The following is a 16,804-nucleotide window of genomic DNA, read 5'->3' on the forward strand; positions in this document are numbered from 1 at the left end:
TCCTTGGGTTAAAAAAGGGTAAGATGTCGTGCGCAGCTTTGGTGACTATAACCCCAAAGAAAAAGCTCAAAAAATGATTCGAATCTATGCGTATATATTTTGCCTTTTTTTCTTTTTTTCTCCAACATGCGCTGTTGCTCAGTCATTGGAAGGTTATTTACCATTTTTCTTCACTTTACTAGATGGTCCATGGCTGCTTTTAGCGCTGTGTGGAGGAATTTCTTGTGCTTCACTTCTCACGTGTCTAGCTGTTATTATGTGTGCAAAAAAAACTGCACAGAAGCCATTGAAGATAATTCAGGCAAATTTTTCTGAAAAACTTAAATATTATGAATGGCTTCTGGAAGAAACCGAGCAATTCCTTCTTATTTGGGAAAATCCAACAACCTTACCCCGTGTCGTTGGTGCCCTTTCTGCATTGCAAAAAATAGGAATCGATCAGAAAGATTTTCAGCGTTTTGAGCTCTGGGTTGAAGAAAATTCTCTGCGAGAACTTGATTATGCATTGACTCAACTACGTTGTAAATGTCACCCTTTTGATCTTTCTATCACCACCACAAACAATGTACTGCTACAAGTTACAGGCGTCATCGCAGGAACAGTCGCTATTGCTCGTTTTCAAGATATCTCAAAACAACAGAGTGAAAATGCTCGTTTACAGAAAGATATCGCCCGCCTTCTTACTGAACTGAGAATGCAGCGTAATCTTCTTGATCTTATTCAAGAGCCCGTATGGATAAAAGATTGTGAAGGAAAAGTTTGTTTTATCAATCGCGCCTTTAGAGAAATGACAGACTTTCGTGAAGGCAGTGATGAAGTGGGTGATCTTTTCAATGAGAATACACAACGCAAAACAGATGAAACAGAAACAATTTTTCAAGAACATGTTCACACAGTTATTGATGGAGAACGACATCGTTTTCATCTCACACGTATTACAACAGCCGAAGGGATGGCAGCTTTTGCGCGTGATGACAGCGCATATGAAAATCTTGCTCATGAATTACGTTATGTTCTTCAAAGCCATTGTGAAACACTTGACCAAATTTCAACAGCTGTAGCTATTTTTGATACAAACCAAAAATTAAAATTCTGTAATCATGCTTTTAAAGTTTTATGGCCGTTGGAGACTTCCTTTTTAGAAAGTGAACCAAGCCATACATTATTTCTTGAACGTCTACGTGAAAAAGGGCTCATTGCTGAACACCCCGATTGGCGCGCATGGAAAGAAGAACTTTTTAAAGCCTATCGACAAACAGAATCGAACCAACAAATTTGGAATCTTCCAGATGGGCGTACGGTGCGTGTTATCTCGAACCCTCATCCACAAGGAGGTGTCACTTGGCTTTACGAAAACCTTACAGAAAAAATTGATCTTGAACGCCGTTATAATACACTTATTAAAATACAAGGTGAAACACTTGATAAACTTTCCGAAGGCGTGGTTGTTTTTGGTACCGATGGACGCCTTCGTTTATCGAATCCTGCCTTGTCGAAATTGTGGTCGCTTCCTTATAATTTACTGGTAGAAGGGACCCATATTACACAGTTACAAAGCCATTGTTCAGCCTTAACCTTAGGACAAGAATGGGATCAATTTACCAAATTCATTACCGGTTTTGCTGAAAAACGTGAAACATATTCAGGTCGTATAGATCTTAAAAATGATATGATTATTGACTATACTCTGGTTCCTCTTCCCGATGGACAAACAATGCTTACTTTTGTGAATGTTACAGACACTGTCCATGTTGCGCGTGCTCTTCAAGAAAGAAATGAAGCATTAGAAAGTGCTGATCGTTTGCGTAATGAATTTGTCCAACATGTTTCCTATGAATTGCGTACACCTCTCACCAATATTATTGGATTTTCGGATATTTTACGTGATCAAATTTTCGGCTCTATCAATAAACGTCAACAAGAATATCTTGGGCATATTCATTCAGAATCAGGAACTCTTTTAAATATTGTTAACGATATTCTTGATCTTGCTACCCTTGATGCAGGCATTATGGAGTTGGACATAAAATCGGTTAATATTGCAGATGCTATGATACAAGCAGTAGCACGTATAGAAGATCGCCTTAATGGACGCCATATTACGCTTTTACAACAAATTTCTCCTTCCTTAAATTCCATTTCTGCTGACGAAAAACGCTTGCATCAAATTTTTGTGAATGTGCTGAGTAATGCTATTAATTTTGCAACGGAGGCGAGCACTATTGAATTTTGCGTTGATGAACAAGATGATAATATTGTCTTTAGCGTTCACAATGAAGGCTCTGATATTCCAAAAGACGTCCTTGATCGTATTTTTAAACGTTTTTCTTCTCATTCACACCATGGCGGGCGTGCAGGAGCGGGTCTTGGCCTTTCCCTTGTGAAGAGTTTCGTTGAACTACACGGTGGACATGTTGAGATTCTTACCGGTTCTGGAAAAGGAACAACAGTTAAATGTTTTTTCCCACTTCCCAAAGGAGATAAGATTTTTTAATTTCAATCTTTATTATAACAAAAATTTTTCATCCATTTCATGGAACCCTTAATGAACTTTAGTTTTTTTCTTGAAAATGAAGAGGCAACAAAGCTTTTTGCACAACATTTAACCCTTTCTTTAAAGCCGGGGGATCTTGTAACGCTGCAAGGAGATCTTGGGACTGGAAAATCAACTATTGCACGTACAATCATCCAAACACTTGCGAACGATAATACTATGGATGTTCCAAGCCCTACTTTTACTCTTGTGCAAAGCTATCAACTTCCACAGTTTGAAATTATTCATGCTGATCTTTACCGCCTTTCTATGGCAGAAGAAATTGATGAATTAGGGCTTCATGAAGCTCGTGAGAAAAATATTTTACTTGTTGAATGGCCAGAAAGAAATACAGCTCTTTTAGAACTCGCCACTTTTGCACTCACCTTACACTATAAAGAACATGGGCGTCATGTAACACTCAGATCAGCACAACATTCCATTGAACGTTTGCAACAGTCTTTTGCAATTCGTACATTTTAAAAAAACATCGACATGAGCATGAACATCATCATTTTTTAATTGATAATACCTCAATACGTACCGAAATTTGAGATGATGAACAACATAAAGAAGTCCCTCATGGATGTAATCAACTATGAAGATGAGATGAAATACTGGCTCTTTTATATAACAATGACATAAATTGCAAAGGACATCCGTTAATTTATAGCAATTTATCAATTTATTTTAGAGAATGTTTTTTGCCTTTCATACTTTTAGTAAAGGCTTCAAAAAAAGTCTTTTGATTCTAGAGAATAGTGTAAGAGAATTTTAAATTGAAGTGGTAACCCTTTAGAAGAGCATTATATAACCTATAGTGAATTGCTTGCTTCTTTCTGCTTAAAAATTGTGAACTTCAGAAAAGTAATTTGCAAAGTTTTTTCTTAAAATCTCCTTTCATGATTGCAAAGGACTCCAAACAAAAATCTCCTTATTTCTAGATTGATATTGCCTTTTTATGTGTTGAAAGCACTATCTATCTCTATAGTCTTATTCAAGAAGAAAATACCTTTATGAAATTATCATTCACCCAATATTTTTGACGCGCATATAAGGAAAGAATTGCCTATATTCTTCATACAGGGCAATTTTTTATAAAAAATAGTCAATTGAATCATGCATAAAAGTACGAATTCTTAAATTCATTTAACATTTTGATTTTATTATCTTTTTATTATAATATAATGCAAAAAAGAATGTTTAAAAAATCAAAAGGAGAGACAAAGCTTCTCTCCTTTATAGTGATTATATGTGGAATTAACTAAGCCCATCTTTTATCCATTCAGAAAGACGTCCTTTAGAGGTAGCACCAACCATATTCGATGAAATATTTCCATTTTTAAACATTAATAATGTAGGGATAGAACGTACTCCGTATTGGGTAGCCAGTTCCGGATTTTCATCAATATTTACCTTAGCAATTTTAACTTGATTTTGCATTTCCATTGAAATTTCATCCAAAATTGGAGCAATCATTTTGCAAGGGGCGCACCATTCTGCCCAAAAATCAACTACAACAGGGGTGGAAGAGGTTAGAACTTCACTTTCGAAATTGTCCTTATCAACTTTTATACACGTCATTGATTTATCCTTTATATTCACTCTTTATAGATTGGTATGATAACAATTCATATCAAGTTATTGCAAAGATAAATTATTAAAGGACTTTTTTACACCAGAGATTGTGCATTGTGTTTGTTTGGGCGATTTTATGAAAGTCAAAAAGCGTAAGGATACTTTGAAGGAAAGGAATAACTTATAAGGCAACTTCACCAAGAAATGCCTCGAGTTTTTCTGGAGAAAGCTTAAAAATTTTGGCTTCTTTACTGTAGATAAGCAGAGCTTGGATATCTTTATCAGGATGAATAGCTTGTAATAATTTTCGGTAAAGAGCCATTTGCAACCAGTGATGGGAAGCAATAGCAGCTTCATTTTCTGGCGGGGTTCCTGTTTTAAAATCGGCAAAGATGATGCTGTTTTGCGTGATGTAGAGACGGTCAATTTGACCAGAAATTGCGTGTTCTTTTCCACGAATTTTTACAATACCCATTAAGGAAACCTCAGCACGTGAATGCTCAGAAAAAAGGGGCTTGAGGTAAACATGATCTAATATTTTCCAAACATGGCGAAGAGCATCTTCTCTTTGGCTCTTATACCAATGAGAGGCTTTGATATTGAGATAGTTTCGAGCATAGTCTCGACGTTTTTGGGGGGGGTAATCGGGTAAATATTGTAATAATCGGTGAACGATATTACCATATTCAATGAAAAAAGCTCTGTTAGTGTTTGTTTCTCCTAAAACAGGGGAGATGGTAAGCTGTTTTGGACTTGAGGACAGCTCTGTATCAGCTTCAATGGCAAGGCTCGCGACTGAGGGTTTTAACGGTTTTGGTAGCACTGGCTCTTCTGGTACTTTATGGGAGAAAAAAGCAGGCAAAGGTGGTAAGGTTTGGCATTCAGCGCAAGGGACTTTTGGGTTTATAGAAGCAGAAGAAGGAGGTGTAATACAATAACGCCAAGCTGCAATATCTTCCGCAGAATCTTTTATAGCAAGAGCATGCGGTTCAAGGGCTTTTTTTACCAGTTGTAACCATGTATGAGATGGCGTTTTCTGTCCTTTATATCCACAAATAAACAAGCGATCCTCAGCGCGGGTCATTCCTACATAAAGAAGGCGCCTATATTCTTCTTCTGCACGCTCTTTTAAGTGTGAAATTGCTTGTTTAGAGAGTTTTGTATCAAACTTTTCATTGGGACGCCAAATAAAGGTTTGTTTTCCGTTCCATTGTGCATTGTTTAAAGGAACTTTAAGCAAGTGAGGCGCATGCTGAGGATGCCAAATCGCACTACCAGGATCAACTAAAAACACAATAGCAGCCTCTAGTCCTTTTGCAGCATGAACAGTCATAATGCGGATTTCTTCATTATTTTGTTCAAATTCACGTTTAATTTCTGGTTCACTTGCACTTAATGTTTCTAAAAAAGCTTGTAATCCTGGTAATCCTGTTTTTTGAATAGTGAGCGTATAATCCATAAAAGCATCGAGCACATCATTTGCTTCAGATCCTAAACGAGACAGAATTTTTTGTCTTCCCTTATCATTATTCAAAATATGGCTATAAAACTCGAAAACCGGTATTTTATCCACTAAAGCGCGATAATGGTTTAGCTTTTCAAAAGCATCTTTAAAAGATATCTGCGATGATGCGTGCGTACATAAGCTTTGCCAAAGAGAGCCGGTGCGGTGTGCAGCAAGCTGATAGAGTTCCTCTTCACTAAGAGCAAAAAGGGGGCTTTTTAAAACACAAGCAAGAGAAAGATCATCTTGTGACTGCAAAACAAAACGTGCAAGCGCCATTAAATCACGGATACTAATATGTTTGGTAAGCTGTAAACGATCAGCCCCTGCTACGGGAATATTGCGGTGTTTAAAAGCACGGGTAAGAGCTGAGACAAATTGATCACGTTTACGAACCAATATCATAATATCACTTGCCCGTATTAAGCGTCCTTTTGCTGGAAGCATTTCACCTTTTTGTAACCAGTTGGCAATAGTTTCAGCAATTTTTTCTGCTAAACGAACTTCAGGGGTATCTAAATGATCAACGCTTAAATGCCAATCATGAGGAAATTCACTCGTCTCTCTAGAAATTGCATCCCATATAACAACTTCACCGGGACTATGAACACGAATAGCTTCATGCACCGTTTTTGTATTTTCTGCCGAAAGTCCTTTATAGTTTTCTGGTGTTTCAAAAACAATATCAACGCTTTTAAGAACATCCGCTGTAGAGCGAAAAGAGTAATGCAGTTGTATTTTTTCAAATTGTTGATTGGTTTGCTGCACTTTTTTTTGAATGATTCGTCCATTTTCAGCAAAATTTTCTGGAGCTGCGCCTTGAAAAGAATAAATAGATTGCTTTTCATCTCCAACAGCAAAAAGAGTCCGTATATTTGTTCGTTGGCTATAACCTGAGAAAAACTCTTGTGCCAACAGTTGAATAATTTGCCATTGCTCAGGATTAGTGTCTTGTGCTTCATCAAGTAGAATGTGATCAAGCCCACGATCAAGTTTATAATGAACCCATTGGCTTGCACCTTTACGCTGTAACAAATGAAGTGTACGCTCAATAAGGTCGTCAAAGTCTAAGAAGCCATTGGCCTTTTTTAGATTCGTATAGATTTTGAGATAAACAGCACATAACTGAAAAGCAGCCATATTGAGAGTAGCAACTTTTGCGCATTGATATTTCTCTAAAAGAATAGAAATCTTTTTTTGTTTATCTTCAAGCATTTGTTGAATAAAAGGCCAAATTTCATCTGATTTTTTACGAGATAAATGTGAAAAATTACGCGGCTCACCTTTTGTTGTAAAATAAATATCAGAAATAATATTGAGAATATTTGTCTCATCATGCACCTTTTCTAATTGGGAAAGTTTTTCCACCATATCCTTAAAGCTTTGACTACCATTGATTTCACAATGCTTAAGAGCATAAAGAGGAAGGCGCGCTGTTTGTTTAATTTGTTCCAGCAGATATTGATTTGTTTCATTGGGCGCTAAGTTAAAAAGCGCGCGCAATTTTTCTTCTCCATTTTCAGATAAAAGAGAAGATAAAAAATCAGACAATTTATGTTGCTTTTCAGTTGCTTCATAGAGCAATTGGTTAAAAGTATGTTCGCTAATAACTTGAAGTAACTGTTGCAAAGCAGGTTGTACATCACGACGGGCTAAAAGTTGACGACGGGATTCTTGTCGTAATTTTTTTCGACTGATATCATCGGGAAGTTCAAAATGCCCTGCAATATTGGCTTCTAACATAAATTGATGCAAGAGAGATTCACAAAAAGCATGAATCGTTTGGATTTTTAAGCCACCAGGCGTTTCGAGAGCACGCGCGAAGAGTTGTCGTGCATAAGTTAGTTTTTGCGCATTAACAGGTTTTTTTTCAAACCGTGTTAAGGTTTCTTGCAGCTGTGCATCATCGAGTTCATTCCAACTGGAAAGCGTGCGAAAAATTCGTGATTGCATAACAGCAGCAGCAGCTCTTGTATACGTAAGGCATAAAATACGTGCTGGAGGCGTACCGTTTAAAAGCAAACGGATAACACGTTCACTTAAAACGTGGGTTTTTCCAGATCCAGCATTTGCAGAAACCCACACGTTTTTTTGGGGATGTGTTGCTGTTGCTTGTGCATCAAGAGCGGCTTCAGGAATAGAAAAAAACGTCATGATTACTCTTCTTTATGAAAACCACTTGACCATTCCCACAACCGAGCCAAATGGTCGTAGTCACCTTCATATCGTTTTGACATGGGGACAGCATGTGAAAGATAACCTTGTTGTGGATTTTTATAATAAGTTATGAGTGCGATAAGATTTTCCCATGCATTGTCAGCAAGATCAACAGCACTTAGATGAGTTTTTCCGTCTTTTTTCTTTAAAAGAATTGATTGGGATTTAATTTCACCTTTTTTGTTAAGAGGAATGTAAAATAAATTTGAGGGGGTAAAATCTTGAAAATCTGGGAAGCCCCCTTGTATGAGTAAAGCTGTTTCTAAAGCCAATTGCGGAAATAATAATTCACGAACTTGTTTTGATGAAGGAGGGGTTCCGGTTTTGAAATCTAGAATTTCAACCGTTTTATCTGGCAAAACATCAAGACGATCAGCACGTCCTGAAAGGGTTACTCCTGTTGTTCCTATAGGAATTTTTTGTGATACCACTTCCGAATATCGCTCTCGCAGTCCTAAACTTTGTTCCCATTGAATAAAGCGTGGAGCAAGATTTTCAAAACTATTCCACCAAATTACTTCAATATCGGGTGGAAAATTGAATTTATCAAACTCTTTACGTCCAATAGAAAGCAGTACATTGAGTGCATTTGCATCATTTGGATTTTTTATTTGTGTGCAAAAGGCTGCAAGAATAGCGTGATAAAGTGTTCCACGTTCTGAAGCGCTAGGATCATGAATAAGTTCTTTAAGTGGTTTGAGCCGTAAGATTTTTTTAGCATAAATAGCATAGGGATCATATCGTAATGTTTCTATTTCAGTAACTGAAAAATGACGCGGGCGTATATCAAGAGGCGGAGCAGGGCAAGGACGTTCCACCTCAGAAGTTATGCTTGTATGATCAAGCATCTTTGCCCAATGGCGTAGTATTTCACCTCGTTCACGGATTTGTTCCCAAACCTGTTTTCCTACAACTGTTTCCATGCGTTGTAGCCAGCGTGAAGGAATGGAAGGCGTATGATTAACGCGCAATGCGCGACTCATCACCACTTTATCCATTCCCATCGCCCATTGAAAATCATGCGCGGAAAGACCTATACGCTGCTCTGGTGGTTCCAGAGTCAACATCATTTTCATCGGTCGCGATAAAAAAGCATCATTTCGGGTTGATATCGGCCATGACCCTTCATTAAGACCGCCGATGACCACTGTATCAACTGTTTGCAAACGTGATTCCAACGTACCCCAGATGAATAAACGTGGATGTCCTCCAGGCGAAGGTGTGACAGAACGGGTTGCTATTATGGCAGAAAACATAGCGGGCCATTCGCAAAGATGAAATGTTAATCCGGATTGATCACTGACCAATTCACGCAAAAATTTTGATAGGGTTTGTCCTGCTTCGTGTTGATAAAGATGTGCAAGAGAATTATCCTCATTGCGCCCAAAATTTTCAAAAACTTCAACAGTTGCTATTGCAGCTTCGTTGATGGTGCATTCTTTCTCTTGTTTCATAAGAGATATTAAAGGTTCAACAGCTTTCCTCAAAAGATGACAAAGGAAACGTGCTTCTTCACATTTCTGCTGATCAAGAGCGTTGATTTCAGAACTATTATGAAAGTGCGTTTCAATCCATTTTTCAAGAAATTGATCACATTCGCAAAGATTGATGCGTCCTGTATTCCCTCGAAGAACAAAAAGTTCAAAATTTTCTGCCATTTCCCGTAAACGATGACGGTTTTGTTGGAGTGTTGTCAGTGGATGTTTAAGAAGAGAAAGAAAAGCAATGGGATCATCGGGTTGCAACACATTTTCTAAGATAAGTCGTAAGAGAGTTACAGGCAATGTTTGTGCAAGTGGTATTCCGCCTGAATCATTTGCTTCAATTCCAAATCGCTGTAATTCCACAGCAACACGGCGTGCTAAATTACGGTCGTTTGTAATAAGGGCTGCAGTTTTTTGAGGTTCTTCAATAGCTTTGCGTAAGGTAACAGCAATCGCGAGAGCTTCTTCACGTTCATTTATAGCTTCAATAAATGACCAATCTGCACAAAGATTTTCATAATCGTTACGGACAATTTGTACCCATTTATCTGTTGTAGAAGCTGGTCGGAGTGCTTCTGATAAAAGAGCCATTCGTTTTTTCTTTGTTATACTTTGTTGGCCAATTTCGCAAACATGATGACGTTGACACTCCATGAGAGTTAGAAGTTTTTTTAAATGATATTGAGGATGGCTAAAAACATTTTCTGCAAGATCAAAAAAATCACAAGCTGTTTTTTCTTCATTGCTTGTGCTTAGTGCATTCCATTGTTCTTCATCCATATGAAGATCAAGGCCAGGCAGAACAACAGCCCCCTTTGGTAGAGAAGCGATAACCTTTAAAAGATGAGAAACTGCGGGCATAGAACCTGATACACCAGCTGCAATGATCGGTTTATCAGGCGGCATACGTCGTAAAGTCTCTGCATGCATTGTGAGTGCTTGATTACGCCATTCCGCGGGATTACTTCGTTGTCTTTCTGTCAAGATTTTTGGCCAATTTTGCGTAACAATAGTCAAGAAATCGAGCGTTATTTGCCACCATTCAGCGACCATATCAGATGCAATATTTTTAAGTTTTGACCAGTCTGCTCCTTCTGTTTCAATTTCGTCCATCAAATGTGCTAAATCTTGCGCGAGCCAAATAGCATCAGCACTATGAGCCGGAATAAGCACATCTTCTGTACAAAACATGGCACGCAGATGCGCAGGCAAATTTTCACGCCATGGACGGATAAGGCGCGCTAAAAGTAAAAGACGTTCGCTTTCTCCAATAGGTGGATCGAGAGCGCTGGTATGATTTTCAACAAAAAGGAAACTGTCTTCATCTACATCTCCTAGAGCACGAATGGTTGGCAAAAATGTTGATTGTGTATCACTTCTTTCAACAAAAGCTAAACGCAAAGCGCGAGCAGCACGACGTGTTGGAACATAAATAAGGCTATCAGCAAGGGCAGTTTGAATATCTCCACTGGAAGCGAAATTATCAATAAGGCTACCAGAAAGTAGTGCATCAACAAAGTGAGGCAAAAAAGCAGTTCCCGGAGAAATAGAAAAGACACGCGGTTTATAGGTCATATGATCTCATATTTGGGATAACAAATTTCAGCTTATTGATTATTTGTATTATTTTGACTGTATACAATATTTATACAAGGAAAAACTGAAAAGCTATATTTATACAGCAGATTTTTTAGTTTAAATTTAAAAAAATATTGAAGTAAATTATATGTCTTAAATCATCGCGAAAAAATATATAAAATTTTTCTGATATTTTTCAACGTAGAATTGGCTACAGTTTATTCTCTAACTCAAATAGGTAATATAAAAATAAATATTAAAGTTTTAAAAGGTGCTAGGGGTACCAATGCATTGCAGCTCTTTGAATATAATAAATTTACCGTATTCTTTATACAGTGCAATCTGAAAATATCCTTTACATACCCCACCATTTTCAGAAAAAAATAATATGTCCACCTTTAACAGCGAAAATAGATTACTTTTATGGAGAGAGTTTTGCAAAAGTTTATCGTGCAAGCCTCTATCTTGCTAGGATCACATCCCTTATGCAAAATAGAATGCCCAAAAATATCATTATGTTGCAATTTTATATGTTTGTTTTTAAATAGACATCTTTCATTGTACTTGAGCTTACCTCGTAATGTCGTCCTGTAAATAATATAAATGAATAGTATAATGTAAACTTCCGTGAATAGGATAAGATACATCACACACCACCATCGTTACATCATAACGCTACAAACCACCATAATCACTTTTTTACCCTCGCCCAATATTTTGAAAGCTCTTGGCTATAGAGAAAATTTATAAGAGGCTTTGTATTTCTTGCTTCAAGTGTTTTTACGCACACACCAATCCTACTTATGACGTGAAAACAAATGATTTTGATTGTTTCAATATGAAAAACGATAAATTATCATTATAAATCAAATTATTGTAGAAAATATTTTTCTTTATTTTAAGAGCGTACTTGATAATCTTTAAAAGCAGAAAATTTTATTTTAGGAGCTCTTTCTGCCTCATAATTCAATGAAAAATGGTTCTCCGCTAAAAAAACTGGATCACCTTCTAAATCATACGCAATAGCAGAGCGGTGATTGTTAAGAAACTTTTGCAACTCATCTTTGCTCTGCGCTGAAATCCAACGACATAAATTAAAGCGCGCAGACTCAAAATTCACTGGCAAAGAATATTCTATTTTTAATCGTTCTTTTAAAACATCAATTTGCAAGGCACCAATAACACCAATGAGAGAAGGCGACCCATCATCAGGAATAAACAATTGTACAACCCCTTCTTCAGCCATTTGTTGCAAAGCTTCCTTGAGCTTTTTTGCTTTCATTGGATCGCCCAAACAAACACGACGCAAAATCTCTGGTGCAAAATTTGGTACTCCCTTAAAGAGGATATCTTCTCCTTCAGTCAAAGTATCGCCAATACGCAATGTTCCATGATTAGGAATCCCTACGATATCACCGGCATAGGCTTGGTCAGCAATTTGGCGTGAACGCGCAAAGAAAAATTGTGGAGCCGAAAGTGTCATCGGTTTTCCTGTTCGAACCAACTTTGTTTTCATACCACGTTCAAGTGTTCCCGAACATACCCGAAAAAATGCAATACGATCACGATGATTAGGGTCCATATTCGCTTGAATTTTAAAAACAAATCCCGTCATTTTAGGTTCCATGGCTATGACATTGCGCTGATCTGCACTTTGATCACGAGGACTTTGACCAAAATCAATAAGCGCATTGATCAAATCCCGAACACCAAAATTTCGTAAAGCTGAACCAAAATAAACCGGAGTCATATGACCTTCACGGAAAGCTTGAAGATCAAAATTCTTGCAAACACTTTGAGCGAGTTCTACCCCTTCAATAAAAGTGGAACGTTGATATTCAGGGAGTAAATGGACAACCTCTCTGGGATTTGAAACTATCCGCTGTGTTATCTCATCATCTTTTTGACGAAAACGATTATGATGAAGGTCATAGGTACCAACAAAATCTTTACCCGTACCAATTGGCCATGTTATAGGCGCAGTATCAAGAGCAAGCTTTTCTTCAATTTCATCTAAAAGCTCTATAGGATCACGTGCCTCACGATCCATTTTATTGATAAATGTAACAATAGGAATATCCCGCATCCGACATACTTCAAACAATTTCAGTGTTCTTGGCTCAATTCCGCGTGCCCCATCCAATACCATGATAGCACTATCAACAGCTGTGAGAGTGCGATAGGTATCGTCCGCAAAGTCCTCATGTCCTGGAGTATCTAGGAGATTAAAAATATGATTTTCATATTCAAACGTCATCACCGAAGTCACAACGGAAATACCACGATCACGCTCAATATTCATCCAATCAGAACGGGTTTGAATACGATCTTTTTTGGCTTTTACTTCTCCTGCAAGTTGAATAGCACCACCAAACAATAAAAGCTTTTCTGTTAATGTTGTTTTCCCCGCATCTGGGTGAGCAATAATTGCAAATGTACGGCGTCGCTTTACTTCCTGCACTCTTCGTTCCATTATTCCTCCGTCGGCCGTGCAAGTGTTTCAGCAATCAGTGCACGCATTTCATTAATCCCATAAAGCGCTATAAATGATCCCCATCGTGGACCTCGCTCTTGTCCAAGAAGGACTTCATACAACATTTGAAAAAAAACATTGGAAACACCAGGCCCACCTTCAGGGCTTTTTTTGCTATGATCTTGATAACGTTCCGTTAATCGTGCAACATCAAGAAGCATATTTTGTAACATGTTGCCATCAATAGTTTCAGGTAAATTAGCTAATTTTTCCTCAATTTGTGCTAATGTTGCTCGTTCGCTATCATCTGGTATACGAAATTTCTTGTTTGGTTTAACAAAAACATCAAAATATTTAATAGCAAACTTCACCAATTGATCAAGTTCTGGATAAGTTTGTGCATTTGCTCCTTTAGCGTAACGAGAAATAAAACCCCAAAGAACTTCTGCATTCTCCGCATTTGAAGCACTTACCAAATTTAGGAGCATCGCAAAGGATACAGGCAAATCAACCTGCGGTGGACAACCATTATGAATATGCCATACAGGATTATTCAGACGCTCTTTCCATTCTTGGCGACCATAGGCTGAAAGATGCGCATAGTATTCATCAACCGCTTTAGGAATGACATCAAAATAAAGCCTTTTTGCTGTTTTAGGCTTTGAAAACATATAAAGCCCTAAACTCTCTGTTGGAGCATAAGTAAGCCATTCATCAATGGTTAAGCCATTTCCCTTGGATTTGGAAATTTTCTGCCCTTTCTCATCTAAAAAGAGCTCATAGTTGAATCCTTCTGGGGGCTTTCCACCTAATACTTTACAAATTTTAGAAGAAAGATTTGTGGAATCAATAAGGTCTTTTCCTGCCATTTCATAATCAATGCCAAGCGCTGTCCAACGCATTGCCCAATCTACCTTCCACTGACACTTAACCTTGCCCCCTGTAACCTCTGTTTCTATGGTTTCTCCTGTTTCTGGCTCAATATAAGTAACTGTACCTTTTTCAACATTACGCGCAATCATCGGTACCTGTAATACTTTTCCAGAAAAGGGAGAAATCGGTAGAAAGAGTGAATAGGTCGCTTGCCGCTCTTCACCTAATGTTGGTAAAATAATTGCCATAACCTTGTCATAACAGGCAAGAATTTTCAAAAGCGTTTCATCAAAACGACTGGAACTGTAATAATCCGTAGCACTTGCAAATTCATAATCAAAACCAAAACGATCAAGGAAAGCCCGTAACCGGGCATTATTCGCTGCCCCAAAAGAAGGATAATCATCTCCAAAAGGGTCGGGTACACGGCTCAACGGTTGACCAAGATAATGTTCCATCCTTTCGCGATCAGGCACATTCTCAGGAATCTTGCGCAAACCATCCATATCATCAGAAAAACAAAGCAATTTTGTTTTTACTTTATTCTCCGTAAGAATATGAAATGCATGACGCACCATGGTTGTACGTGCAACTTCCCCAAAAGTTCCAATATGCGGTAAACCAGAAGGGCCATAACCTGTTTCAAATATCACACTGTCTGGATAACCCGTCTTTTCATACCGTTTGATAATCTTACGTGCTTCTTCAAATGGCCAAGTTCTCGATTGAGAAGCTGCATCTTTTAATTCAGGCGTAAGGTTAAGGGTATCACACTGATCACGCATCATTATTTGTCCTAAAAATTACACTCTTTCAAAATAGGGTGTATGGTTCTTGAATTTATTCGTCAATAATAGCAAGCAAAAAGATGAAAATTTCTTTATACTCTTAAGTCACAATACAAAAACCGCCCTCGCTATAAACATATTTTGTTCTGATAAAAATCAAAAACATTCAATATTATAAAGCAAAATTGACTTGTTTTGATTATCGAAGCCTTCATTGCTATTATTATCATGGGTTTTGCTTATTATATTTATTAGCGCAAAAGATAAGCTTCTAATATTGAACGAAAGAACGGTAAAAACCAACAGAAAAAATGCTTCAACTAGGCATTTCATACAAAAGCACTAATCCACATTACACTTGTCACCGTAACTTTCTATTTCTTTTCTTTATCGCCTTGATGACGCATTGCTAATGTACGCAAACGTAAAGCATTTAATTTAATAAAACCAGTTGCATCTCTTTGATCATAAGTACCTTGATCATCCTCGAAAGTTACCAACTCACTCGAATAAAGTGATTTTTTACTTTGGCGCCCTTCAACAATCACGTTTCCTTTATAGAGTTTTAACGTGACTTCACCTTCAACATGTTCTTGAGATAAATCAATAGCTGCCTGCAGCATCTTACGTTCCGGCGAAAACCAAAATCCATAATAAATGAGTTCTGCATAACGTGGCATCAATTCATCTTTCAAATGAGCTGCACCACGATCTAGCGTTAAAGATTCTATAGCTCTGTGAGCCGTTAAAAGAATGGTCCCCCCTGGGGTTTCATAAATACCCCGCGACTTCATACCCACAAAGCGATTTTCTACTAAATCTAACCGACCAATACCATTATCGCGCCCATAATGATTTAATTCTGCAAGTAAAGTTGCAGGAGATAAATTTTTTCCATTGATTGAAACAGCATCACCTTTTTTAAAGCCAAGAGTGATTCTTGTTGCTTGATCTGGAGCATCTTCTACCGAAAGAGTACGCATATGGACATATTCAGGAGCAGGAAGTGCTGGATCTTCTAAAATCTTTCCTTCTGATGAAGAATGCAATAAATTTGCATCCACTGAAAAAGGTGCTTCGCCTTGCTTATCCTTTTCTACAGGAATTTGATGTGTACGAGCAAATTCAAACAGATCTGTCCGACTCTTAAAATCCCAATCACGCCATGGAGCAATAATCTTTATATCAGGGTTAAGAGCATAAGCGGAAAGCTCAAAGCGCACCTGATCATTGCCTTTGCCCGTTGCCCCATGAGCAATTGCATCTGCTCCCGTTTCCTTAGCAATTTCAATAAGGCGTTTTGAAATAAGTGGGCGTGCAATTGATGTTCCTAAAAGGTAAGTCCCCTCATAAACGGTATTGGCTCGAAACATCGGAAAAACAAAATCACGCACAAATTCTTCACGCAAATCTTCAATATAGATTTCTTTAACACCTAACATTTCAGCTTTACGACGAGCAAATTCTAGCTCTTCCCCCTGCCCCAAATCCGCTGTAAAAGTTACAACTTCAATGCCTAGCGTACTTTGCAACCATTTGAGAATAATTGACGTATCCAATCCCCCCGAATAAGCCAAAACAACTTTTCTAATATTTTGCCACTTCTTCATTTCAAAGTTCTATATGAGCTGCTCTTTTATTTCTACCTAGAAATCAAAACAATGCAACAAGTATAAAAATAAATTCTCTTTAAGCAACATTAAAAAGACGCAAAAAAGGTAAATAAAAACGCTTTAGAGTGTAAATAATGAATACTGCTTAAAAATAAAAGGAGAT

General features: G+C 37.7%; 8 protein-coding genes. 2 read left to right on the forward strand and 6 right to left on the reverse strand.

Annotated elements, in window-relative coordinates; all coding sequences use genetic code 11:
• Positions 1-28: 28 nt before the first annotated feature.
• Positions 29-2,494: a PAS-domain containing protein gene (locus ACFIKG_RS02070; RefSeq protein WP_375651658.1), complete on the forward strand. Its 2,466-nt coding sequence runs from the start codon at positions 29-31 to the stop codon at positions 2,492-2,494.
• Positions 2,495-2,545: 51 nt separating this feature from the next.
• On the forward strand, positions 2,546-3,016 hold the full coding sequence (gene tsaE, locus ACFIKG_RS02075) for a tRNA (adenosine(37)-N6)-threonylcarbamoyltransferase complex ATPase subunit type 1 TsaE (protein ID WP_375626156.1): 471 nt from the start codon (positions 2,546-2,548) through the stop codon (positions 3,014-3,016).
• Positions 3,017-3,793: 777 nt separating this feature from the next.
• Here tsaE and trxA read toward each other — a convergent pair.
• The 6 genes from trxA to ACFIKG_RS02105 form a co-directional block, all read right to left on the reverse strand.
• A complete protein-coding gene (gene trxA, locus ACFIKG_RS02080) occupies positions 3,794-4,117 on the reverse strand; it encodes a thioredoxin (protein WP_375625497.1) in 324 nt (107 codons plus the stop codon).
• Between the two features lie 175 nt (positions 4,118-4,292).
• A complete protein-coding gene (addA, locus tag ACFIKG_RS02085) occupies positions 4,293-7,769 on the reverse strand; it encodes a double-strand break repair helicase AddA (RefSeq protein WP_375651659.1) in 3,477 nt (1,158 codons plus the stop codon).
• 2 nt (positions 7,770-7,771) lie between these two features.
• Positions 7,772-10,891: a double-strand break repair protein AddB gene (addB, locus tag ACFIKG_RS02090; RefSeq protein WP_375651660.1), complete on the reverse strand. Its 3,120-nt coding sequence runs from the start codon at positions 10,889-10,891 to the stop codon at positions 7,772-7,774.
• 901 nt (positions 10,892-11,792) lie between these two features.
• Positions 11,793-13,367 carry a peptide chain release factor 3 gene (locus ACFIKG_RS02095; RefSeq protein WP_375651661.1) on the reverse strand — a complete coding sequence of 525 codons (1,575 nt, stop codon included), beginning with the start codon at positions 13,365-13,367 and terminating at the stop codon, positions 11,793-11,795.
• Positions 13,367-15,028 (reverse strand): lysine--tRNA ligase, encoded by a 1,662-nt coding sequence (locus ACFIKG_RS02100; protein ID WP_375625501.1) that lies wholly within the window; start codon positions 15,026-15,028, stop codon positions 13,367-13,369. The genes ACFIKG_RS02095 and ACFIKG_RS02100 overlap by 1 nt, the downstream gene beginning before the upstream one ends.
• A 374-nt stretch (positions 15,029-15,402) precedes the next feature.
• Positions 15,403-16,638, reverse strand: a complete 1,236-nt coding sequence (locus tag ACFIKG_RS02105; RefSeq protein WP_375651662.1) for an argininosuccinate synthase — start codon at positions 16,636-16,638, stop codon at positions 15,403-15,405.
• Positions 16,639-16,804: the final 166 nt, after the last annotated feature.

Source organism: Bartonella sp. LB28NMGDW, assembly GCF_042194435.1.
Lineage (GTDB): Bacteria > Pseudomonadota > Alphaproteobacteria > Rhizobiales > Rhizobiaceae > Bartonella > Bartonella grahamii.

Bases quoted from the DNA above. Each gene is read 5' to 3' on its own strand.
- tsaE (WP_375626156.1), top strand. From the start codon at position 2,546: ATGAACTTTAGTTTTTTTCTTGAAAATGAAGAGGCAACAAAGCTTTTT.
- trxA (WP_375625497.1), bottom strand. From the start codon at position 4,117: ATGACGTGTATAAAAGTTGATAAGGACAATTTCGAAAGTGAAGTTCTA.
- addA (WP_375651659.1), bottom strand. From the start codon at position 7,769: ATGACGTTTTTTTCTATTCCTGAAGCCGCTCTTGATGCACAAGCAACA.
- addB (WP_375651660.1), bottom strand. From the start codon at position 10,891: ATGACCTATAAACCGCGTGTCTTTTCTATTTCTCCGGGAACTGCTTTT.
- ACFIKG_RS02095 (WP_375651661.1), bottom strand. From the start codon at position 13,367: ATGGAACGAAGAGTGCAGGAAGTAAAGCGACGCCGTACATTTGCAATT.
- ACFIKG_RS02100 (WP_375625501.1), bottom strand. From the start codon at position 15,028: ATGATGCGTGATCAGTGTGATACCCTTAACCTTACGCCTGAATTAAAA.
- ACFIKG_RS02105 (WP_375651662.1), bottom strand. From the start codon at position 16,638: ATGAAGAAGTGGCAAAATATTAGAAAAGTTGTTTTGGCTTATTCGGGG.